Genomic DNA, 15,139 nt, shown 5'->3' with positions numbered 1-15,139 from the left:
AGCCTTCTCAGCCAATAACCTACACCCCTATGCAAACGCCAATCTACCGTGAAGCCCGGAAAATCTGGGATCGCATTAACCGGGATTTACCCACTGACCGCCTGGAGGTAATGGACTCCATTGAAAACTTTAAGTCGATTCTCGACTTATTTCATTTAGGTCCTTATTACTACTACCTTTTCAATTGTCGTACGGGTCAAATTGAGCATACCAGTAATTCAGTGGCGGAAGTACTCGGCTGCTCACCCGAAGAATTTACTCTGCCCTACGTGCTTGAGCACCTGCATCCCGATGATGTTCCCGTTTTTCTGAATCACGAAAACAGTGTTGTGGAGTTCTTTAACCAGATTCCCCCCGAAAAAGTCTACAAGTACAAAGTGAGCTACGATTACCGCCTACGTAGGAAAAATGGACAATACGCCCGGATTTTACAGCAAATCGTTGTGATTCAATATGGCGAAAATGTACGCACGTTAGGCGTACATACCGACATTTCACATTTGAAAGCAACGGGCCCGTCGATCCTTTCGTTTGTAGGAATCGATGGAGAGCCTTCTTACCTGAATATGCCTATTGAGAAGGTGTTCATTCCCCGCAAAGAAGTACTGAGCCAACGGGAAAAAGAAGTATTACGAGCCATCGTATCCGGCTATGCCAGCAAGCAAATCGCTGATTTACTGTGCATTACTAAAGAAACCGTGGACAGACACCGGAAAAACATGCTCGGCAAAGCGGAAGTACGCAGCTCGGCTGAGCTGGTCGCCAAAGCCGTCCGCGAAGGCTGGATTTAACAAAAAACGTTCGACCCAAGGGGCCGAACGCTTGCAGAAAACCGGAGAAAGCTCCGCCAGGCTTTCTTAGTAATGCATCGACAACTCCGCCGCCGCCGCCCGATCCAGAAACCAGTCCAGATAGCCGTTAACGGGAATAATGAGTTGAGCAGGGAATTGCTCAATATCGATTGGATCTTCAATTACGTGGCGAACCGCCTCCGCCTTTCCAGCTCCATAAACCAGAAAAGCCGTACGATCTGCCTGATTGATCAGCGGAGCCGTGAACGAAATCCGGTATATGCCCTGATCATTCAGAAACACTTCTTTTACGGATTGTGAATCGTCCGCCAGAATGCTGGTGTAAGGAAACAGGGAAGCCGTATGCGAATTATCACCCAATCCGAGCAGGATCAGATCAAAACTTAGCTTCTCGCCGTGAAAGAACTTTAGAATGGTCTCCGTATACGCCTCAGCCGCCTGCCTGGGTTCCAGGCTGGTATCGACCGCATATACCTGCAGAGGATTAATAAAAAGCGGATCGAACAGCGTCTGCTTCGCCATCAGGTAGTTACTGTCCGGATCCGTATGGGGTACGTACCGCTCATCACCGAAAAAGAAATGTACTTTTTTCCAGTCCAGATCATGGGCGTGCTGGGCTACCAGTAACTCATACAACTTCTTGGGCGAACTTCCCCCCGACAGAGCTATTGAAAAGCGGCCTTTTTCCTGAATATTCCGCTGGGCCGTTTCTACAAAAAATACCGCCAGATTTTGCAGCGTTTCATCGACAGTATCCGCAATTGTAATTTTCATAATCGTTTCATAATCAAGTGAGCAAAGGGAGGCGATAATCCGCCCCCCTTTTTTTGAATAGCCTAATGCTTCACATTACTCTTTAGCGGTAATGAAAACCAGTGGAAGCCATCGCGGGCAATCAGGGCCTCTGCCGACTCCGGTCCCCAGGAATCTGCGGCGTAGTTGGGGAAGCTCAGACTGGGTTTCGCCGCCCAGGTATCCAGTACGGGCATGAGTAAATCCCAGGCTGCTTCGACCTGATCACCCCGCATAAACAGGGTCTGATCGCCCAGCATCGTATCCAGTAATAGCGTCTCGTATGCTTCGGGAGCCTGATTGGTATACGTACCTTTGTAATCGAAAACCATATCGACCGTGTTGAGAATCATATCCAGTCCCGGACGTTTCGCCTGTACTTGCAGGCGAATGCTCATTTCGGGCTGAATACTGATAATCAGACGATTTTGGGGCAGACTGTCTTTCGTACCAGAGGGGAAAATATCGTGAGGAACCTCCCGGAACTGAATGGAGATCACCGAAGCCGACTGGTGCATCCGCTTACCCGTCCGTACGTAGAAGGGTACGCCCTGCCAACGCCAGTTGTCCACGAAAAACTTCACGGCTGCAAAGGTTTCCGTATTGGATTGTGGGTCTACTTTGGCCTCTTCGCGGTAGCCAGGTACCTGTTTGCCTTCCATCCAGCCACTGCCGTACTGACCGCGTACGGCCGACAGACGTACATCTTCGGCCGTAAAACGACGCATGGCTTTGAGGACGTCCACCTTGCGGTTGCGTACTTCGTCGGCACTGAAGCTAACGGGGGGTTCCATCGCCACCAGACACAGTAATTGCAGCAGGTGGTTCTGAATCATATCCCGCAGGGCACCGGCTCCGTCGTAGTAGTCGCCGCGTTCGCCCATGCCCAGCTGTTCGGTTACTGAAATCTGTACATGTTCAATGTAGTTGCGATTCCATAGAGGTTCCAGAATGGCATTGGCAAAACGGAACGCCATGATATTCTGTACCGTTTCTTTGCCCAGGTAGTGGTCAATGCGGTAAATCTGGCGTTCGTCGAAGATATGAGCCAGCAGCGAGTTCAGCTTCTTGGCCGATTCCAGGTCGTGACCGATCGGTTTTTCAATCACGATCCGTACGCGTTCGGTATCCGAAGCCAGTCCTGCTTTAGAAATATTTTCGGCAATAATGGGGAAGAAATTGGGGGAAACCGCCAGGTAATACACAACGTTGGCTTTCTCACCCCACTCCTGCGTATATTGATCGATACGGTTACCAAACTCTTTGTAGGTTTCCGCATCTTTCAAATCCGAAGGTTGGTACGCAACGTGCTTGGCAAACGTTTCCCATTTGTCGGATTCTGCCTTCCCGCGACGGGAAAACGAGTTGATCCCTTCGAGTAAACGTTCGGCAAAAACCTCGTCCGTCAGCTCCGTACGTCCCGTGCCAATGATGGCAAATTTTTCGGGCAGGTAGCCGTCCAGAAACAAATTATATAAGGCGGGTGCCAGTTTACGGGAATTCAAATCGCCCGTACCGCCGAAAATGATAAATATAGTTGGCGTTGTTGTTGAATTCATGGGGAATGTTGTTGAAGTTGATTAGTAACAAGTCCCTGTTTCTTCAGGTAAGGGAGCCGCTAAGCGGTCTTACTCTAAATCAACTTCTTCTTTGGGTACCCATTCGGTATGGAAAACGCCTTCTTTACCAATAACTTCGTACAAGTGGGCTCCGAAATAATCCCGCTGAGCCTGGATCAGGTTCAGGGCAGAACGACCCGTACGGAAGGCATCAAAATAACTCAGGGAAGTGGCATAGGCCGGAGCCGCAATACCCGACTGAACGGCACTCGTAACCACCGTACGCAGGCCCGGTAAGGCCGCAGTCAACTGCGTTTTTACTCCTTCATCCAGCAACAGGTGCTCGAGTTGAGGATTCTTCTCGTAAGCCTGGTAAATACTGTTGAGGAACTTCGAACGAATGATACAGCCACCCCGCCAGATTTTAGCGATTTCGGTGAGCTGAAGTTCGTAGCCAAATTCCCGGGAAGCCTTCAGCAACATGTGCATACCCTGAGCATAGGTAATAATCATGCTGGCGAAGAACGCTTCTTCCAATGCCTTTAAATACTCCTGTTTTACGGCATCAATTCCCCGGCCTTCACCGCTGTATAATTCAGCGGCCTGTTCGCGAAGCTTTTTGTACTTGGACAAATCCCGCTGCGAAACGGCAACATCAATCGTTGGAATGGGCGTTTCCAGATCCATGGCGGCCTGTGAGGTCCACTTGCCCGTACCTTTGGCCTTCGCTTCATCTTTGATGTCGTCGAGCAGCTCGTGGTCGGCTCCGGGTTCACGGTAGTGGAAAATATCCTTGGTAATGTTAATCAGGAAGGATTGCAGACGGCCCTGGTCCCACTGGTCAAATACATCACCAATGGCGGTATTGTCCATTTTCAAACCATTTTTCAGCAAAGAATACGTCTCGGCAATCAATTGCATCAGACCGTATTCAATGCCATTGTGTACCATTTTCACAAAGTGTCCCGATGCTCCGGGACCGATGTAGGTTACACAGGGATCCCCATCTACTTTCGCCGCAATGGCTTCAAAGACGGGTTTCATTACTTCGTAGGCGTGTTTGTCACCGCCGGGCATCATACTCGGTCCGCGACGAGCCCCCGCTTCACCACCCGAAATCCCCATTCCGAAGAAGTGGATGCCTTTGCTTTGCAGTTCAGCTACGCGGCGATTGGTATCCGTAAAGTGTGAATTTCCGGAATCAATCAGAATATCGCCCTCACTTAAAAGTGGTTCCAGATTGGCAATGACGCTATCTACCACTTTGCCCGCCGGTACCAGCATGATGATGGTACGAGGACTGGTCAGGCTTTCAATGAAATCGGGTAAAGAGACAAAACCCTTTACGCGTTTACCTTGCCCTTCCGTTTCGAGTAATTCAGCTTTGGAGGCGTCCGTATCGTAGCCGGCTACGGCCACGTCGTGATCGGCCATATTCAGCAGGAGGTTTCGGCCCATGGTTCCCAGGCCGATCATTCCTATGGTGTACTGTTGAGCACTCATTAGGGATAGGATGGTTTATTTGAAGGTGGGGCGGTTGAAGCCCGTAGACCCCAACCGCCGAACCGAAGAATACAAGTAGCTAGACGTAACGTCTGCTAAAAAGATTAAAGACCTGCCGTTTTTTCGTGAATGGCTTTCAGCAGTTTCTGGTAGGGCTGGATGAATTTCTCGATGCCTTCTTCTTCAAGTTTCGTCGTTACTTCATCCAGATTAATGCCTAATTCCTTGAGTGTTTCCAGCGTTTGAGTGGCTTCGTCCATCCCTTCTTCCAGACGGTTGGCGGCATTCCCGTGATCACGGAACGCGACCAACGTTTCCATCGGAACGGTATCTACCGTATCCGGACCGATGAGTGCTTCCACGTAGTACGTATCCGCAATGGCGGGATCTTTACTACTCGTACTGGCCCACAACAAACGTTGGGGCTTGGCACCTTCCGCTTCCAGCTTTTTGAAACGTTCGCTGCTGAATACCCGCTTGTAGATTTCGTACGCTTTCTTCGCTGAAGCAACGGCCACTTTAGCCTTCAGGTCCGTGTTACCGGCTTTTTCCAGCAAGGGATCCACGGCCACGTCGATACGGCTCAGGAAGAAACTGGCTACGGAAGAAATCCGGTTGATGGGCTGACCAGCGGCCAGACGATCTTCCAAACCTGAAATGTATGCGTCCGTTACGGCTTCGTAGCGATCCAGGCTAAACAGCAGGGTTACGTTGATGTTCAGGCCTTCGCTGATGGCTTTACGAATCGCGGGCAGACCTTCTGCCGTACCCGGAATTTTGATCATTACGTTTTTGCGATCTACTCGCTCCCACAAATCCAGGGCCTGATCAATCGTTCCCTGCGTATCACGGGCCAGTTCAGGAGACACTTCCAGACTTACATAGCCATCGGCTCCTTCTACTTCTTCGTCGTATACTTTTTTAAATAAATCGGCGGCATCCTGGATGTCGGTGATGGCCAGATTATAAAATACGTCCTCGTCAGACTGGCTGACCAGGTCTTTCAATTGCTCGTCGTATTCAGTACTGCCACTGATCGCTTTTTCGAAAATAGCTGGATTGGAAGTAATCCCCCGAACGCCATCTTCATCGATCAGTTTTTGTAATTCGCCTGACCGAATGAATTTACGCTCGATGAAATCCAGCCAGATACTCTGACCATGCTCATGAATTGCCTTTACGCGATTGGTTGCCATAACTGAAGTAATTTGAGGTTGTTTCTACAGAGTGAACTTTTTGAAGATTAGGATAGTGCCTGTGAACCGGAGAAATTTGAAATTTCAAGTCAGGCTACCCGTAAAGGGTTGACCCTATTCCGGCCATACGGCCCCCAAACTTAGTATTTATTTTGTGGAATGAGCGGATTTAGAAATGATCCGCTCGGATTAAGCTCTCATTTCTGGAGTAATGCTTTCGTCCGACTGACTACGTTCTCAACCGTAAAGCCAAATTCCTTAAATAAGTCCTTGGCCGGAGCGGATTCGCCAAAGGTGGTCATACCAATGACATCCCCTTCGTCGGTCACGTATTTATGCCAGCCAAAAACGGAAGCAGCCTCTACGGCCAGGCGTTTTTTGATTCGTTTGGGCAGTACGCTTTCCTTGTACGCTTCATCCTGTACTTCAAAAAACTCCCAGCAGGGCATGCTCACCACGCGGGCCTGAATGGATTCTTCGGCAAGCTTTTGCTGAGCTTCCAGAATGAGGGGTACTTCCGAACCCGTCGCAATGAGAATAACGTCTGGCTCGCCTTCAGTGTCGGAAAGGATATAGGCTCCCTTGTGCAAATTCGTCGCCGGGGCGTATTTTTCCTGATCCAGAATGGGCAAATCCTGACGGGTCAATACCAGCAGTACGGGTCCAGTGGTATGCTGCAAAGCCGCTTTCCAGGCCTGAGCGGTTTCGTTGGCATCCGCTGGCCGGATCACCACGATATTGGGCATGGCCCGTAAGGCCATCAATTGCTCGACGGGTTGGTGCGTAGTCCCATCTTCACCCAGACCAATGCTGTCGTGCGTGAACACCAGTACGACCCGAATTTTCATAATAGCAGCCATCCGGATCGGTGGCCGCATGTATTCGGAGAAAATCAGGAAGGTAGCTCCGTAGGGAATAATACCCTTGGTCAGGGCCATGCCATTGAGGGCGGCTCCCATCGCGTGCTCGCGAATACCAAAGTGGAAATTGCGGCCTAGCCGATCTTCCGCCGTGAATGATCCGTAATCCTTCAGCAGCGTATCCGTTGAGGGAGCCAAATCCGCCGCTCCACCCATCAGACTCGGCAGTACGGAAGCCAGAGCGTTCAGAACCTTACCAGAGGCTTTCCGCGTGGCCATTTTACCCTCTTCGGCCTTGAATACGGGCAATTTTTCCTCCCAGCCTTCGGGCAGTTTCAGACTACGTTCCTGTTCGTACTGAGCGGCTAGTTCGGGGTATTCTTTGCTATAAGCTTCGAACAAGTCGCCCCACTCCTGCTCTAGTTGCGTTCCTTTTTCACCGATTTCCCGGTAATAGTTCAGTACTTCTTCGGGTACGACAAAGGACTGTTCGGGATCAAAACCAAAGTTCTTTTTCACCAGTTTCACTTCTTCTTCCCCCAGGGGTGAGCCATGTGAACCTGCCGTATTAACCTTGTTTGGACTACCGTAGGCAATTTGCGTTCGTACCTTAATCAGCGAAGGGCGAGTCGTTTCCTGCTTGGCCTTTTCCACGGCCGCCGAAATGGCCTCGATGTCGTTGCCATCTTCCACCACTTGTACGTGCCAGCCGTAAGCCTCAAAGCGTTTGGCTACGTCCTCATCAAAGGCCAGATTGGTGTTTCCTTCGATAGAAATGTGATTATCGTCGTAGAGGTAAATCAGGTTTCCCAGCTTGAGATGACCCGCCAGGGAAGCCGCCTCGGAGGTAACCCCCTCCATCATATCGCCATCACTGCAAATGGCGTAAATTTTATAATCGAAAAGATCAAAGCCGGGCTTGTTATAGCGGGCGGCCAGATGCTGCTGGGCAATGGCAAAGCCAATCCCGTTGGCAAAGCCCTGACCCAGCGGTCCCGTCGTAATGTCGATGCCGTCGAGCATACCGTACTCGGGGTGGCCCGCCGTTTTGCTGTGCAACTGACGGAATTGTTTAATATCCTCAATCGTCAGATTATAGCCCGTCAAATACAGAAAACTATACTGCAACATACTCCCGTGACCCGCCGACAGCAGGAAGCGGTCGCGGTTGGGCCATTCGGGATTTTTCGGGTTGTAATGCATGTGGTGAGCCCACAGTACGTGCCCCATCGGAGCGGCCCCCATGGGCATACCGGGGTGTCCGGAGTTTGCTTTCTGTACGGCATCAATGGACAACACCCGTACGGTGTTGATGCCTAACTGTTCAAGGTCGGAATTTGTAGAAGCCATTGGTCACGTTTGAAAAGAAAGGAAACGATCCTTTCGGGTTTCACACTTCAGAATACAAGGGTGTAGTTATTAGAAACTATCGTGAAGCTGGTGAGTGAGGCAAAAAAATTATTCCTTTCCGGGTGTTTTTCAGACACTTCCAACAAATACTTTCTGGCACGTACTTTTTTGCTTGCCCTCCGATTTCTTTAAACGTTCCCTTAGCTTTAGTGGCCTAGACCTTATTTTTGCTTCAACCGTTTCGTGATTTTATGCCTTCTACCAAACTTGCCATCTATACGGCTTTAGGAGCTAATTTGCTGATTGCCGTGACCAAATTTGTTGCGGCCAGCATTAGTGGCAGTTCCGCGATGGTTTCTGAAGGAATTCACTCGCTGGTCGATACGCTCAATGAAGTTTTGTTACTGGTGGGTCTACGGAAAAGCCAGCAACCCGCCGACCAGCGACGCCCCTTTGGGTACGGCAAAGAGATTTACTTTTATTCCTACCTGGTTTCCATTCTGATTTTTGCCGTAGGGGGTGGTGTATCCTTTTACGAAGGTGTTACGCACATTCTCGATCCGCACGTCATCGAAGACCCGTTTTGGAATTACATTGTACTGGGCATTGCTTTTGCTCTGGATGGCTTCTCTTTAATCACGGCAACCAGGGCCTTCAATGCCCAGCGGGGCGAGCAGGCCTTCTGGTCGGCGGTACGCGAAAGCAAAGACCCCTCTTCTTTTGTCGTGCTTTTTGAAGACGCAGCCGATGTGCTGGGGTTAATGATTGCGTTCCTGGGCGTTTTTTTAGGTCATACGCTGCAAAATCCGTACTTCGATGGAGCCGCTTCCATTCTGATCGGACTGATCCTCACAGCTGTTTCGCTGGTATTGGCCCGGGAAAGCCGGAGCTTGCTGATGGGTGAAGGTGCCGGATTCGCCATTGAGGCCCAGATTACGGAGGTTACGAAGGCTCATCCATCCGTCGAAACCGTTGTTCAAACCTTGACGTTTCAGGTAGGTCCCGAGCAGATTGTATTGGTACAGCGGGTGCGGTTTTTATCTCATTTAACCGCCATTCAGCTTACGCAAAGCATTGAGCAGATTCATCAGCAGTTACAGGAAGCGATTCCAACCCTGACGCACGTTTTCATTGAGCCGCAATCCGGTAACAGTTTATCGCAGCAATCCCCCGCTGCTCTCTCTACCGGGCACGCCTAATCAGAAATCAGCTTACGTATGATGTTAAGAGTATTGTAAACGTTAAGGTCAGAGCTAATCTGCCGGATTTTAGCATTTTGGCTGTATCTTACCGACTCACGCTTCCTTGCTTCCTATGAAATGGTTATTCCTGCTGTTGCTTCCCGGACTGGTTCAGGCCCAGTCTACTTCCCTCAAAGAACAAATTCAGCATTATTTATCCGGTAGAAAAGGCACCTACGCCGTCGCTTACAAGAATCTGGCCACGGGCGAGCACGTCTACATCAATGAAAACGACTCCTTTCACGCGGCCAGTACCATGAAAACCCCCGTCATGCTGGAAGTATACCGGCAGGCGTACAAGGGAAAATTTTCGGTTCTAGATTCGATTGTGGTAAAGAATGAATTCAAGAGTATTGTGGATGGAAGTCCGTATTCGCTGGTAGCGACGGACGATAGTGAGCCAAAACTTTACGAGAAAGTGGGCCAGAAACGGACTATCTACGATCTGATGTACGAAATGATTATTTACAGCAGTAATCTGGCGACGAACATCATCATTGATCTGGTAGATGCCCGGAATGTCACCAAAACACTCTGTAAAATGGGAGCGAAACATACGCAGGTACTCCGGGGGGTCGAAGACAAAAAAGCGTTCGCTCAGGGACTGAATAATAAGGTTTCCGCGTATGATTTAGCCCTGCTGTTTGAGAAAATTGCGAAAGGAAAAGCCGTTAGCCCGGAGGCTTCGCAAGCGATGATCAGTATCCTGCTGGATCAGAAATTCAATTCCGTCATTCCGGCCAAACTACCGAAAAGCGTTAAAGTCGCTCATAAAACTGGCTCGATCGTAAGTATTATGCACGATTCGGGCATTGTGTATTTGCCCGATGGCCGGAAATACGTCCTGGTTTTGCTTTCCAAAAACTGGCAGGAGCCGGATCGCGAAGCGGCTGTTGAAACGATGGCTACGGTTTCAGAAATGATCTACCAGTCGATTCAATAAATGCCGGTTGCTTACGACGTCGAAAGGCTTTCGACGCGTAAGCAACCGAGCCCGTATTATTCCTGCGGAAGTTCCGGTTTATGGATGTAACCCTTTTCCAGACTATCGTCGATCATCGTTTTGGCGAAGTCCCAGATGTGACTCGAACCTTTGTCAATCACGCCGACTTTCTTGATGACTTTTTCGTAATCCACGTTAAATTCCTTCCAGCTTCCGCCCTGATTGGACACGTTTTGCAGTACGGGCTCAAAGCGGTCGATGGCGTGAGCAAACCGGGACTCGGGCGTTTCGCGGGCCTCAAATTCTTCCCAGATTGTCAGGAATTCTTTGCTTTGTTCTTCGGGAAGTAAACCAAAAATGCGAAGGGCGGCTTTGTGTTCAGCCGTTGCATCATCGTGATTGAGCAGGGTATCGAACAGAAACACGTCTCCTGAATCAATTTCGACGATGTCGTGAATCAAAAGCATTTTAACGACTTTCGACACATCGACGGGTTCGTTGGCGTGCTCGGCCAGTACCATCGCCATGAGGGCCAGATGCCAGCTATGTTCAGCGTCGTTTTCGTGCCGATCGCTGTTAAACAGACGGGTTTTCCGCTTGATGTACTTGAGTTTGTCGATTTCCTGAATGAAGGAAAGTTGTTGAAGCAATTTGTCAAATGACATAGTCTAGATGATTGAAGGATGGTTAAAACCGCAAAAGTACGCGGATTTTTAGACGAGCCAAAGCCTGTTCGTACCCTATCGTAACAGACCACTTTCGAAAAGAGAATCAAACAGTAACTGGGCCGCCACGGAAACGTTCGCCCGATCTGCGTAAGACAGGTATACCATTTCTTCAATTTCTGAGTCTGGTTGCAGCATTCCTTCGTACGCGGCGGTGTAGCAGCTCAGTCGTACCCGTACGCCTGCAGCCTGCCCGTGGGCCTGGGCTTCGAAGGTTCCAATCCAGGTTATTGTTTCGAACTGAAGTTGTACGCTGAGTTCTTCCTGAATTTCCCGTATCAAAGCCTCGGCATCCGTTTCGCCAGCTTCGCGTTTGCCACCGGGAATGTAATACACGTCTTTGTTACGACTGCGGGCGACCAGAATCCGGTGATTTTCCAGGTGTACCCAGGCCAATTTATCGATCATAGGGAAGTAAATGATGAGCTGATAGCTAAAAATGAATAGCGTTGTAAAAGTTCCTAGGCTTACGTTTGTATTACCGAGACGTACAGAAGCAGGCGTTGTTGAAAATGCCAGGTATTCCATTTCGTAACGCTTCAGCTCTGCAATCAAGCACGGATTTCATCCTTGCAAATCGAAAATAAAGTATTAGATTTACAAGGATGATTAATCGAGAAGCACAAGCTGAAATTATTCGTTTGCTGGAAGAATATCCGGCGGTAGGCGTGTTAGGCCCGCGGCAGGTGGGCAAAACGACGCTGGCGGAAGAGATTGCCGCCAGGATTAGTCCTGACCCCCTCTACCTGGATCTGGAAAGTCCGAGCGACCTGGCTAAACTTAGTCAGCCGGAAGCCTATTTTCAATTGCACGAGGGTAAACTTATCATTCTGGATGAAATACAGCGGGTTCCCGAGCTGTTCTCCATTCTTCGCGGCGTCATCGACCGGCGGCGGCGGCAAGGCTACAAAACGTCACAGTTTTTGATTCTGGGCTCGGCTTCGCTGGATTTGCTTAAGCAGTCCTCCGAATCGCTGGCCGGACGAATTGCCTACGTGGAACTACCCGGTCTGAATGCACTCGAAATTTTACAGGCAAGTCCGGCCATTCAGGACCAGCTTTGGTTACGGGGAGGTTTTCCCGATAGCTATCTGGCCCGGACACATACCGCCAGTTTGCGGTGGCGAATGAATTTCATTAGTACCTATCTGGAGCGGGACGTACCGCAACTGGGCCCGCGTATTCCCGCCGTTACGCTACGGCGACTTTGGACCATGCTGGCTCATCAACAGGGAGCTCAGGTAAATCTGGCTCAACTGGGGGCCAGTCTGGATCTAACGGCTCCTACTATTAAACGTTACCTGGAACTGCTCGAAGATTTACTACTGATTCGTACGCTTCGGCCCTGGTCAGGCAACGTGGGGAAACGGCTCGTCAAAACGCCTAAAGTGTATATACGTGACAGCGGCCTTACGCACGCCCTCTTACAATTAACCACCCTGGACGACGTGTTAAGCCACCCCATAGTGGGAGCCAGTTGGGAAGGTTTTGTGGTGGAAAATATTCTATCGGTACTACCCGTGGCTGGACGCCCTGGTTTTACCGTACTTCCGCCGGGGCTGAAATTGATCTGGTGCTGGAACGAAATACCCGGGAGATCTACGCCATTGAAATCAAGCGTTCGCTTACCCCAACGGTCTCGAAAGGGTTTTATCTGGGGTGTGAAGACGTCAGGGCTACGCGTCGCTTGGTGGTGTACGCGGGAAAGGAACGCTTTCCGCTTTCCAGTGAAGTCACCGCTCTTTCGCTCACGGACCTCATGCAGGAGTTGCAGCAATTCAGGGAAGAATAAAGGGGGTAGTCTACAGGAAATAAATCCTTTCATGACGCAGAAAGGGAGTACGGTACTGCTTCCATCAATAAATTTCTGACCTATCGTAAGAAGATAATCTTCTGCCGTAACTCCATTTCTGCCAAATCGGATTAGGTGGCTTTTAACAACGTGCTTTGTTCACAAACGCCATTCATGTAATCGATGGTAAGCAGAGCAATGGCCCGACCCTGCCGGCTTTTCATACTCGGAATGGAAGCATACGTGGTTCGTCCGTCCAGCAGAATGGACAATGCTTCCTGAATACCTTCCTCCAGAGGGGATTCCTCAGTAGTGCGGCCCTGTAGAGAGAGTAGTTTTTTATCGAGTAACGTAATGGTACGCTGGATCTGATTTTCGGATGGTTTCATGCGTGGATGGTAAGAATAAAAAATGAAGTTTCGTCTATCGACGAAAGCGTGCTGTATTTAATCCAGCACTTGTATCCAGAGAATTTTAGGGTCAAACTTGGTGTCGACCTCCTTGATTTCAAAGGAATGCGTTTTTAACCACTGCAACAGTAATTGCACGTGGCGGTCCTGCGTAAAGGACGAATCCTGGAACAGGTATGAGCGTTTATGCCGGATGCCCGAGCCCGAAAGCGTATCGCCAATTTTAGGAACTGAGCTTACTGCGGTGGTCAACATAACCCCTTCTCGCAAAGGCGTCAATACGGTTAAACGAGTATTTTCTACGGTAAATTTAACGATCATCGTTTCCATAGGTTCAGCGATAAATGGTAAATACCCGCGGGTTAAGGCAGATACGATTTACAGAAAAATCATTTTTTCCTGTGAAAGAGAAGTACTGGAAAGCTAAAGAATGATCGGGGATCGAGAAGTAGCTACTCAGCGAACACAAAGGAGCGAGGGATTCCGAGCGTGTCTATTCCTATCAACGATAGTTAACGGTATTTGTTTAACAAGGTAGTACTATAAATTGAAAAACCCTAATAATAAGGCCTTTATGTGATCTAAAGTTGACATAACTCAACGCATCTGTAAGGTTTGTAACTAAAAAAGGAGACTCCTCAACGAAGTCTCCTCTCTCTGGAACGAATACCCTTACTGTACCTCTTGCATACCCGATTGGGCGGAATAATGGTTTTTCTGATTGGAGTCTGTAACGATCAGCGTAGAAACCCCGTAAAACTGACCAGGCGTCTCTGCCGAGGACCAGAGTTCTACGCCGTTTTGCGGGTTGATGGCCCTTAGTTTCTGGCCGAGCGTGTACAGAACACCGTTGGCTACCACGATGGAAAAATTACCCGCTGAAGACCCCTGATCCGTGGAATGCCACTTGAGCGTTCCAGTCTGAGCATCAAAAGCATACAGAGTATTTTCGAAGCCTCCTACGTAAATCAGATTGTTCGCATAGTAAGCATTAGAACTCACGCTGATTTTAGGCGTAGCCTGATTCCAGCGGATTTGTCCCGTCTTGGCATCCAGTGCACAAAAGCGGCCGGTTTTTTCACTTCCAATAAATAGCAGTCCATCATGAGCCGTCAGCGTAGTTCCGGTATCTACCTCAGAGCTTTCCCACTTTTTAATCCCCGTAGCCGCATCAAAAGCGAATAACTTCCCTACCGGATAATGCGAAGTAGCCAGGTAAACCATTCCCTGGTAGTAAAAGGGTTTACGGGTATGTTGTGCCAGCTGATCCACCTGCCAGCGAATGGCTCCTGTTTCGGAGTTAACGGCGTATAGCTTGGACATTGCTGCATAGTAAAGGGTGTTGCCTACCAGCACGGGGTCTTCGGTTACGGAATTCCAGCCGTATCGCAATTGCCATTTACTCTGTCCGGTACGGATGTTGTAGGCCAGTATACTTTCGTACTTACCACCAATGTATAAGGTTTCGTGGGCTAAAAGAAAACCATCCCCCGGTACATTCAGTACATAATCAGTGATGAGCTGAATTTCGTTTTTTCTAATGCCTGTTTTGGCATCAAACTGTATGAGCTTCCCGTCCATGTTAAAGACAGACACCTGCCCATTGTTTACCACCGGATTGGTAGCCACTGACTTTTGAGTAGCCGATTGCCATACTTCCCTTCCATTAGCCGCGTTAAAGGCGTGGACTTCCCGGTCGCTAAGGGTTACGTAAATCCATTCATTTTGAATAGGTTTAGGGTCTTTTCTTTTGCATGAAATCAATAAACTGAGGGCAATCAGAAAGGTAAAAAGGGGCTTCATTTGCTAATGTTTGGGTGATAACGTTTTAAAAATACGCGATAAGCTGAGGTTAACAGAAATATACTTTTCACTGTATGCATTCCGGCGGTTTTAAATGTCCTGGATTACGCAGGTCTAACGCTAAATTTAATACTTTATAAACGACGCATTCTC

Annotated in this window: 14 protein-coding genes and 1 pseudogene; 5 read left to right on the top strand and 10 right to left on the bottom strand. The window is 49.2% G+C overall.

Going from position 1 to position 15,139, the window contains the following annotated elements; all coding sequences use genetic code 11:
* The first annotated feature begins 29 nt into the window (after nucleotides 1–29).
* Nucleotides 30–791: a LuxR C-terminal-related transcriptional regulator gene (locus BWI97_RS23630; RefSeq protein WP_094815862.1), complete on the top strand. Its 762-nt coding sequence runs from the start codon at nucleotides 30–32 to the stop codon at nucleotides 789–791.
* A 66-nt stretch (nucleotides 792–857) separates the two neighbouring features.
* Here BWI97_RS23630 and pgl read toward each other — a convergent pair whose 3' ends face one another.
* The 5 genes from pgl to tkt all read right to left on the bottom strand — a co-directional run bounded on the left by pgl (nucleotide 858) and on the right by tkt (nucleotide 8,072).
* On the bottom strand, nucleotides 858–1,586 hold the full coding sequence (pgl, locus tag BWI97_RS23625; protein ID WP_102203064.1) for a 6-phosphogluconolactonase: 729 nt from the start codon (nucleotides 1,584–1,586) through the stop codon (nucleotides 858–860).
* A 62-nt stretch (nucleotides 1,587–1,648) separates the two neighbouring features.
* Nucleotides 1,649–3,163 carry a glucose-6-phosphate dehydrogenase gene (gene zwf, locus BWI97_RS23620; RefSeq protein WP_094815858.1) on the bottom strand — a complete coding sequence of 505 codons (1,515 nt, stop codon included), beginning with the start codon at nucleotides 3,161–3,163 and terminating at the stop codon, nucleotides 1,649–1,651.
* 69 nt (nucleotides 3,164–3,232) lie between these two features.
* The gene (gndA, locus tag BWI97_RS23615; RefSeq protein WP_102203063.1) at nucleotides 3,233–4,666 is read right to left on the bottom strand and encodes an NADP-dependent phosphogluconate dehydrogenase; all 1,434 of its coding nucleotides are present in this window, start codon (nucleotides 4,664–4,666) and stop codon (nucleotides 3,233–3,235) included.
* A 104-nt stretch (nucleotides 4,667–4,770) separates the two neighbouring features.
* On the bottom strand, nucleotides 4,771–5,862 hold the full coding sequence (gene tal, locus BWI97_RS23610; protein ID WP_094815854.1) for a transaldolase: 1,092 nt from the start codon (nucleotides 5,860–5,862) through the stop codon (nucleotides 4,771–4,773).
* Nucleotides 5,863–6,059: 197 nt separating this feature from the next.
* Nucleotides 6,060–8,072 carry a transketolase gene (gene tkt, locus BWI97_RS23605; protein ID WP_102203062.1) on the bottom strand — a complete coding sequence of 671 codons (2,013 nt, stop codon included), beginning with the start codon at nucleotides 8,070–8,072 and terminating at the stop codon, nucleotides 6,060–6,062.
* Between the two features lie 251 nt (nucleotides 8,073–8,323).
* On the opposite strand from tkt, the gene BWI97_RS23600 reads away from it, so the two are divergent.
* Nucleotides 8,324–9,271 carry a cation diffusion facilitator family transporter gene (locus BWI97_RS23600; RefSeq protein WP_102203061.1) on the top strand — a complete coding sequence of 316 codons (948 nt, stop codon included), beginning with the start codon at nucleotides 8,324–8,326 and terminating at the stop codon, nucleotides 9,269–9,271.
* Between the two features lie 115 nt (nucleotides 9,272–9,386).
* Entirely contained in the window at nucleotides 9,387–10,256 is an 870-nt protein-coding gene (locus tag BWI97_RS23595; protein ID WP_094815848.1) for a serine hydrolase, read from the top strand.
* A gap of 56 nt (nucleotides 10,257–10,312) precedes the next feature.
* On the opposite strand, the gene BWI97_RS23590 is transcribed toward BWI97_RS23595, so the two are convergent.
* Both BWI97_RS23590 and BWI97_RS23585 read right to left on the bottom strand, forming a co-directional pair.
* Nucleotides 10,313–10,921, bottom strand: coding sequence for an HD family hydrolase (locus tag BWI97_RS23590; protein WP_102203060.1), 609 nt, complete (start codon nucleotides 10,919–10,921; stop codon nucleotides 10,313–10,315).
* Between the two features lie 75 nt (nucleotides 10,922–10,996).
* Entirely contained in the window at nucleotides 10,997–11,389 is a 393-nt protein-coding gene (locus BWI97_RS23585) for an NUDIX domain-containing protein (protein ID WP_102203143.1), read from the bottom strand.
* A 197-nt stretch (nucleotides 11,390–11,586) separates the two neighbouring features.
* On the opposite strand from BWI97_RS23585, the pseudogene BWI97_RS23580 reads away from it, so the two are divergent.
* Both BWI97_RS23580 and BWI97_RS29315 read left to right on the top strand, forming a co-directional pair.
* A pseudogene (locus BWI97_RS23580) lies at nucleotides 11,587–12,435 on the top strand (ATP-binding protein); the annotation flags it as partial.
* Between the two features lie 23 nt (nucleotides 12,436–12,458).
* Nucleotides 12,459–12,773, top strand: a complete 315-nt coding sequence (locus tag BWI97_RS29315; RefSeq protein WP_369826656.1) for a DUF4143 domain-containing protein — start codon at nucleotides 12,459–12,461, stop codon at nucleotides 12,771–12,773.
* Between the two features lie 131 nt (nucleotides 12,774–12,904).
* Here the strand turns inward: BWI97_RS29315 and BWI97_RS23575 are convergent, their stop codons facing one another.
* The 3 genes from BWI97_RS23575 to BWI97_RS23565 form a co-directional block, all read right to left on the bottom strand.
* Entirely contained in the window at nucleotides 12,905–13,162 is a 258-nt protein-coding gene (locus tag BWI97_RS23575; RefSeq protein ID WP_094815842.1) for a hypothetical protein, read from the bottom strand.
* 57 nt (nucleotides 13,163–13,219) lie between these two features.
* The gene (locus tag BWI97_RS23570; protein WP_094815840.1) at nucleotides 13,220–13,513 is read right to left on the bottom strand and encodes a hypothetical protein; all 294 of its coding nucleotides are present in this window, start codon (nucleotides 13,511–13,513) and stop codon (nucleotides 13,220–13,222) included.
* Nucleotides 13,514–13,855: 342 nt separating this feature from the next.
* Nucleotides 13,856–14,986 carry a PQQ-binding-like beta-propeller repeat protein gene (locus tag BWI97_RS23565; RefSeq protein ID WP_102203059.1) on the bottom strand — a complete coding sequence of 377 codons (1,131 nt, stop codon included), beginning with the start codon at nucleotides 14,984–14,986 and terminating at the stop codon, nucleotides 13,856–13,858.
* Nucleotides 14,987–15,139 lie beyond the last annotated feature (153 nt).

The sequence above is a fragment of the Siphonobacter sp. BAB-5405 genome, from assembly GCF_002872335.1.
Lineage (GTDB): Bacteria > Bacteroidota > Bacteroidia > Cytophagales > Spirosomataceae > Siphonobacter.
This window is presented reverse-complemented; position numbering and strand designations above follow the sequence as displayed.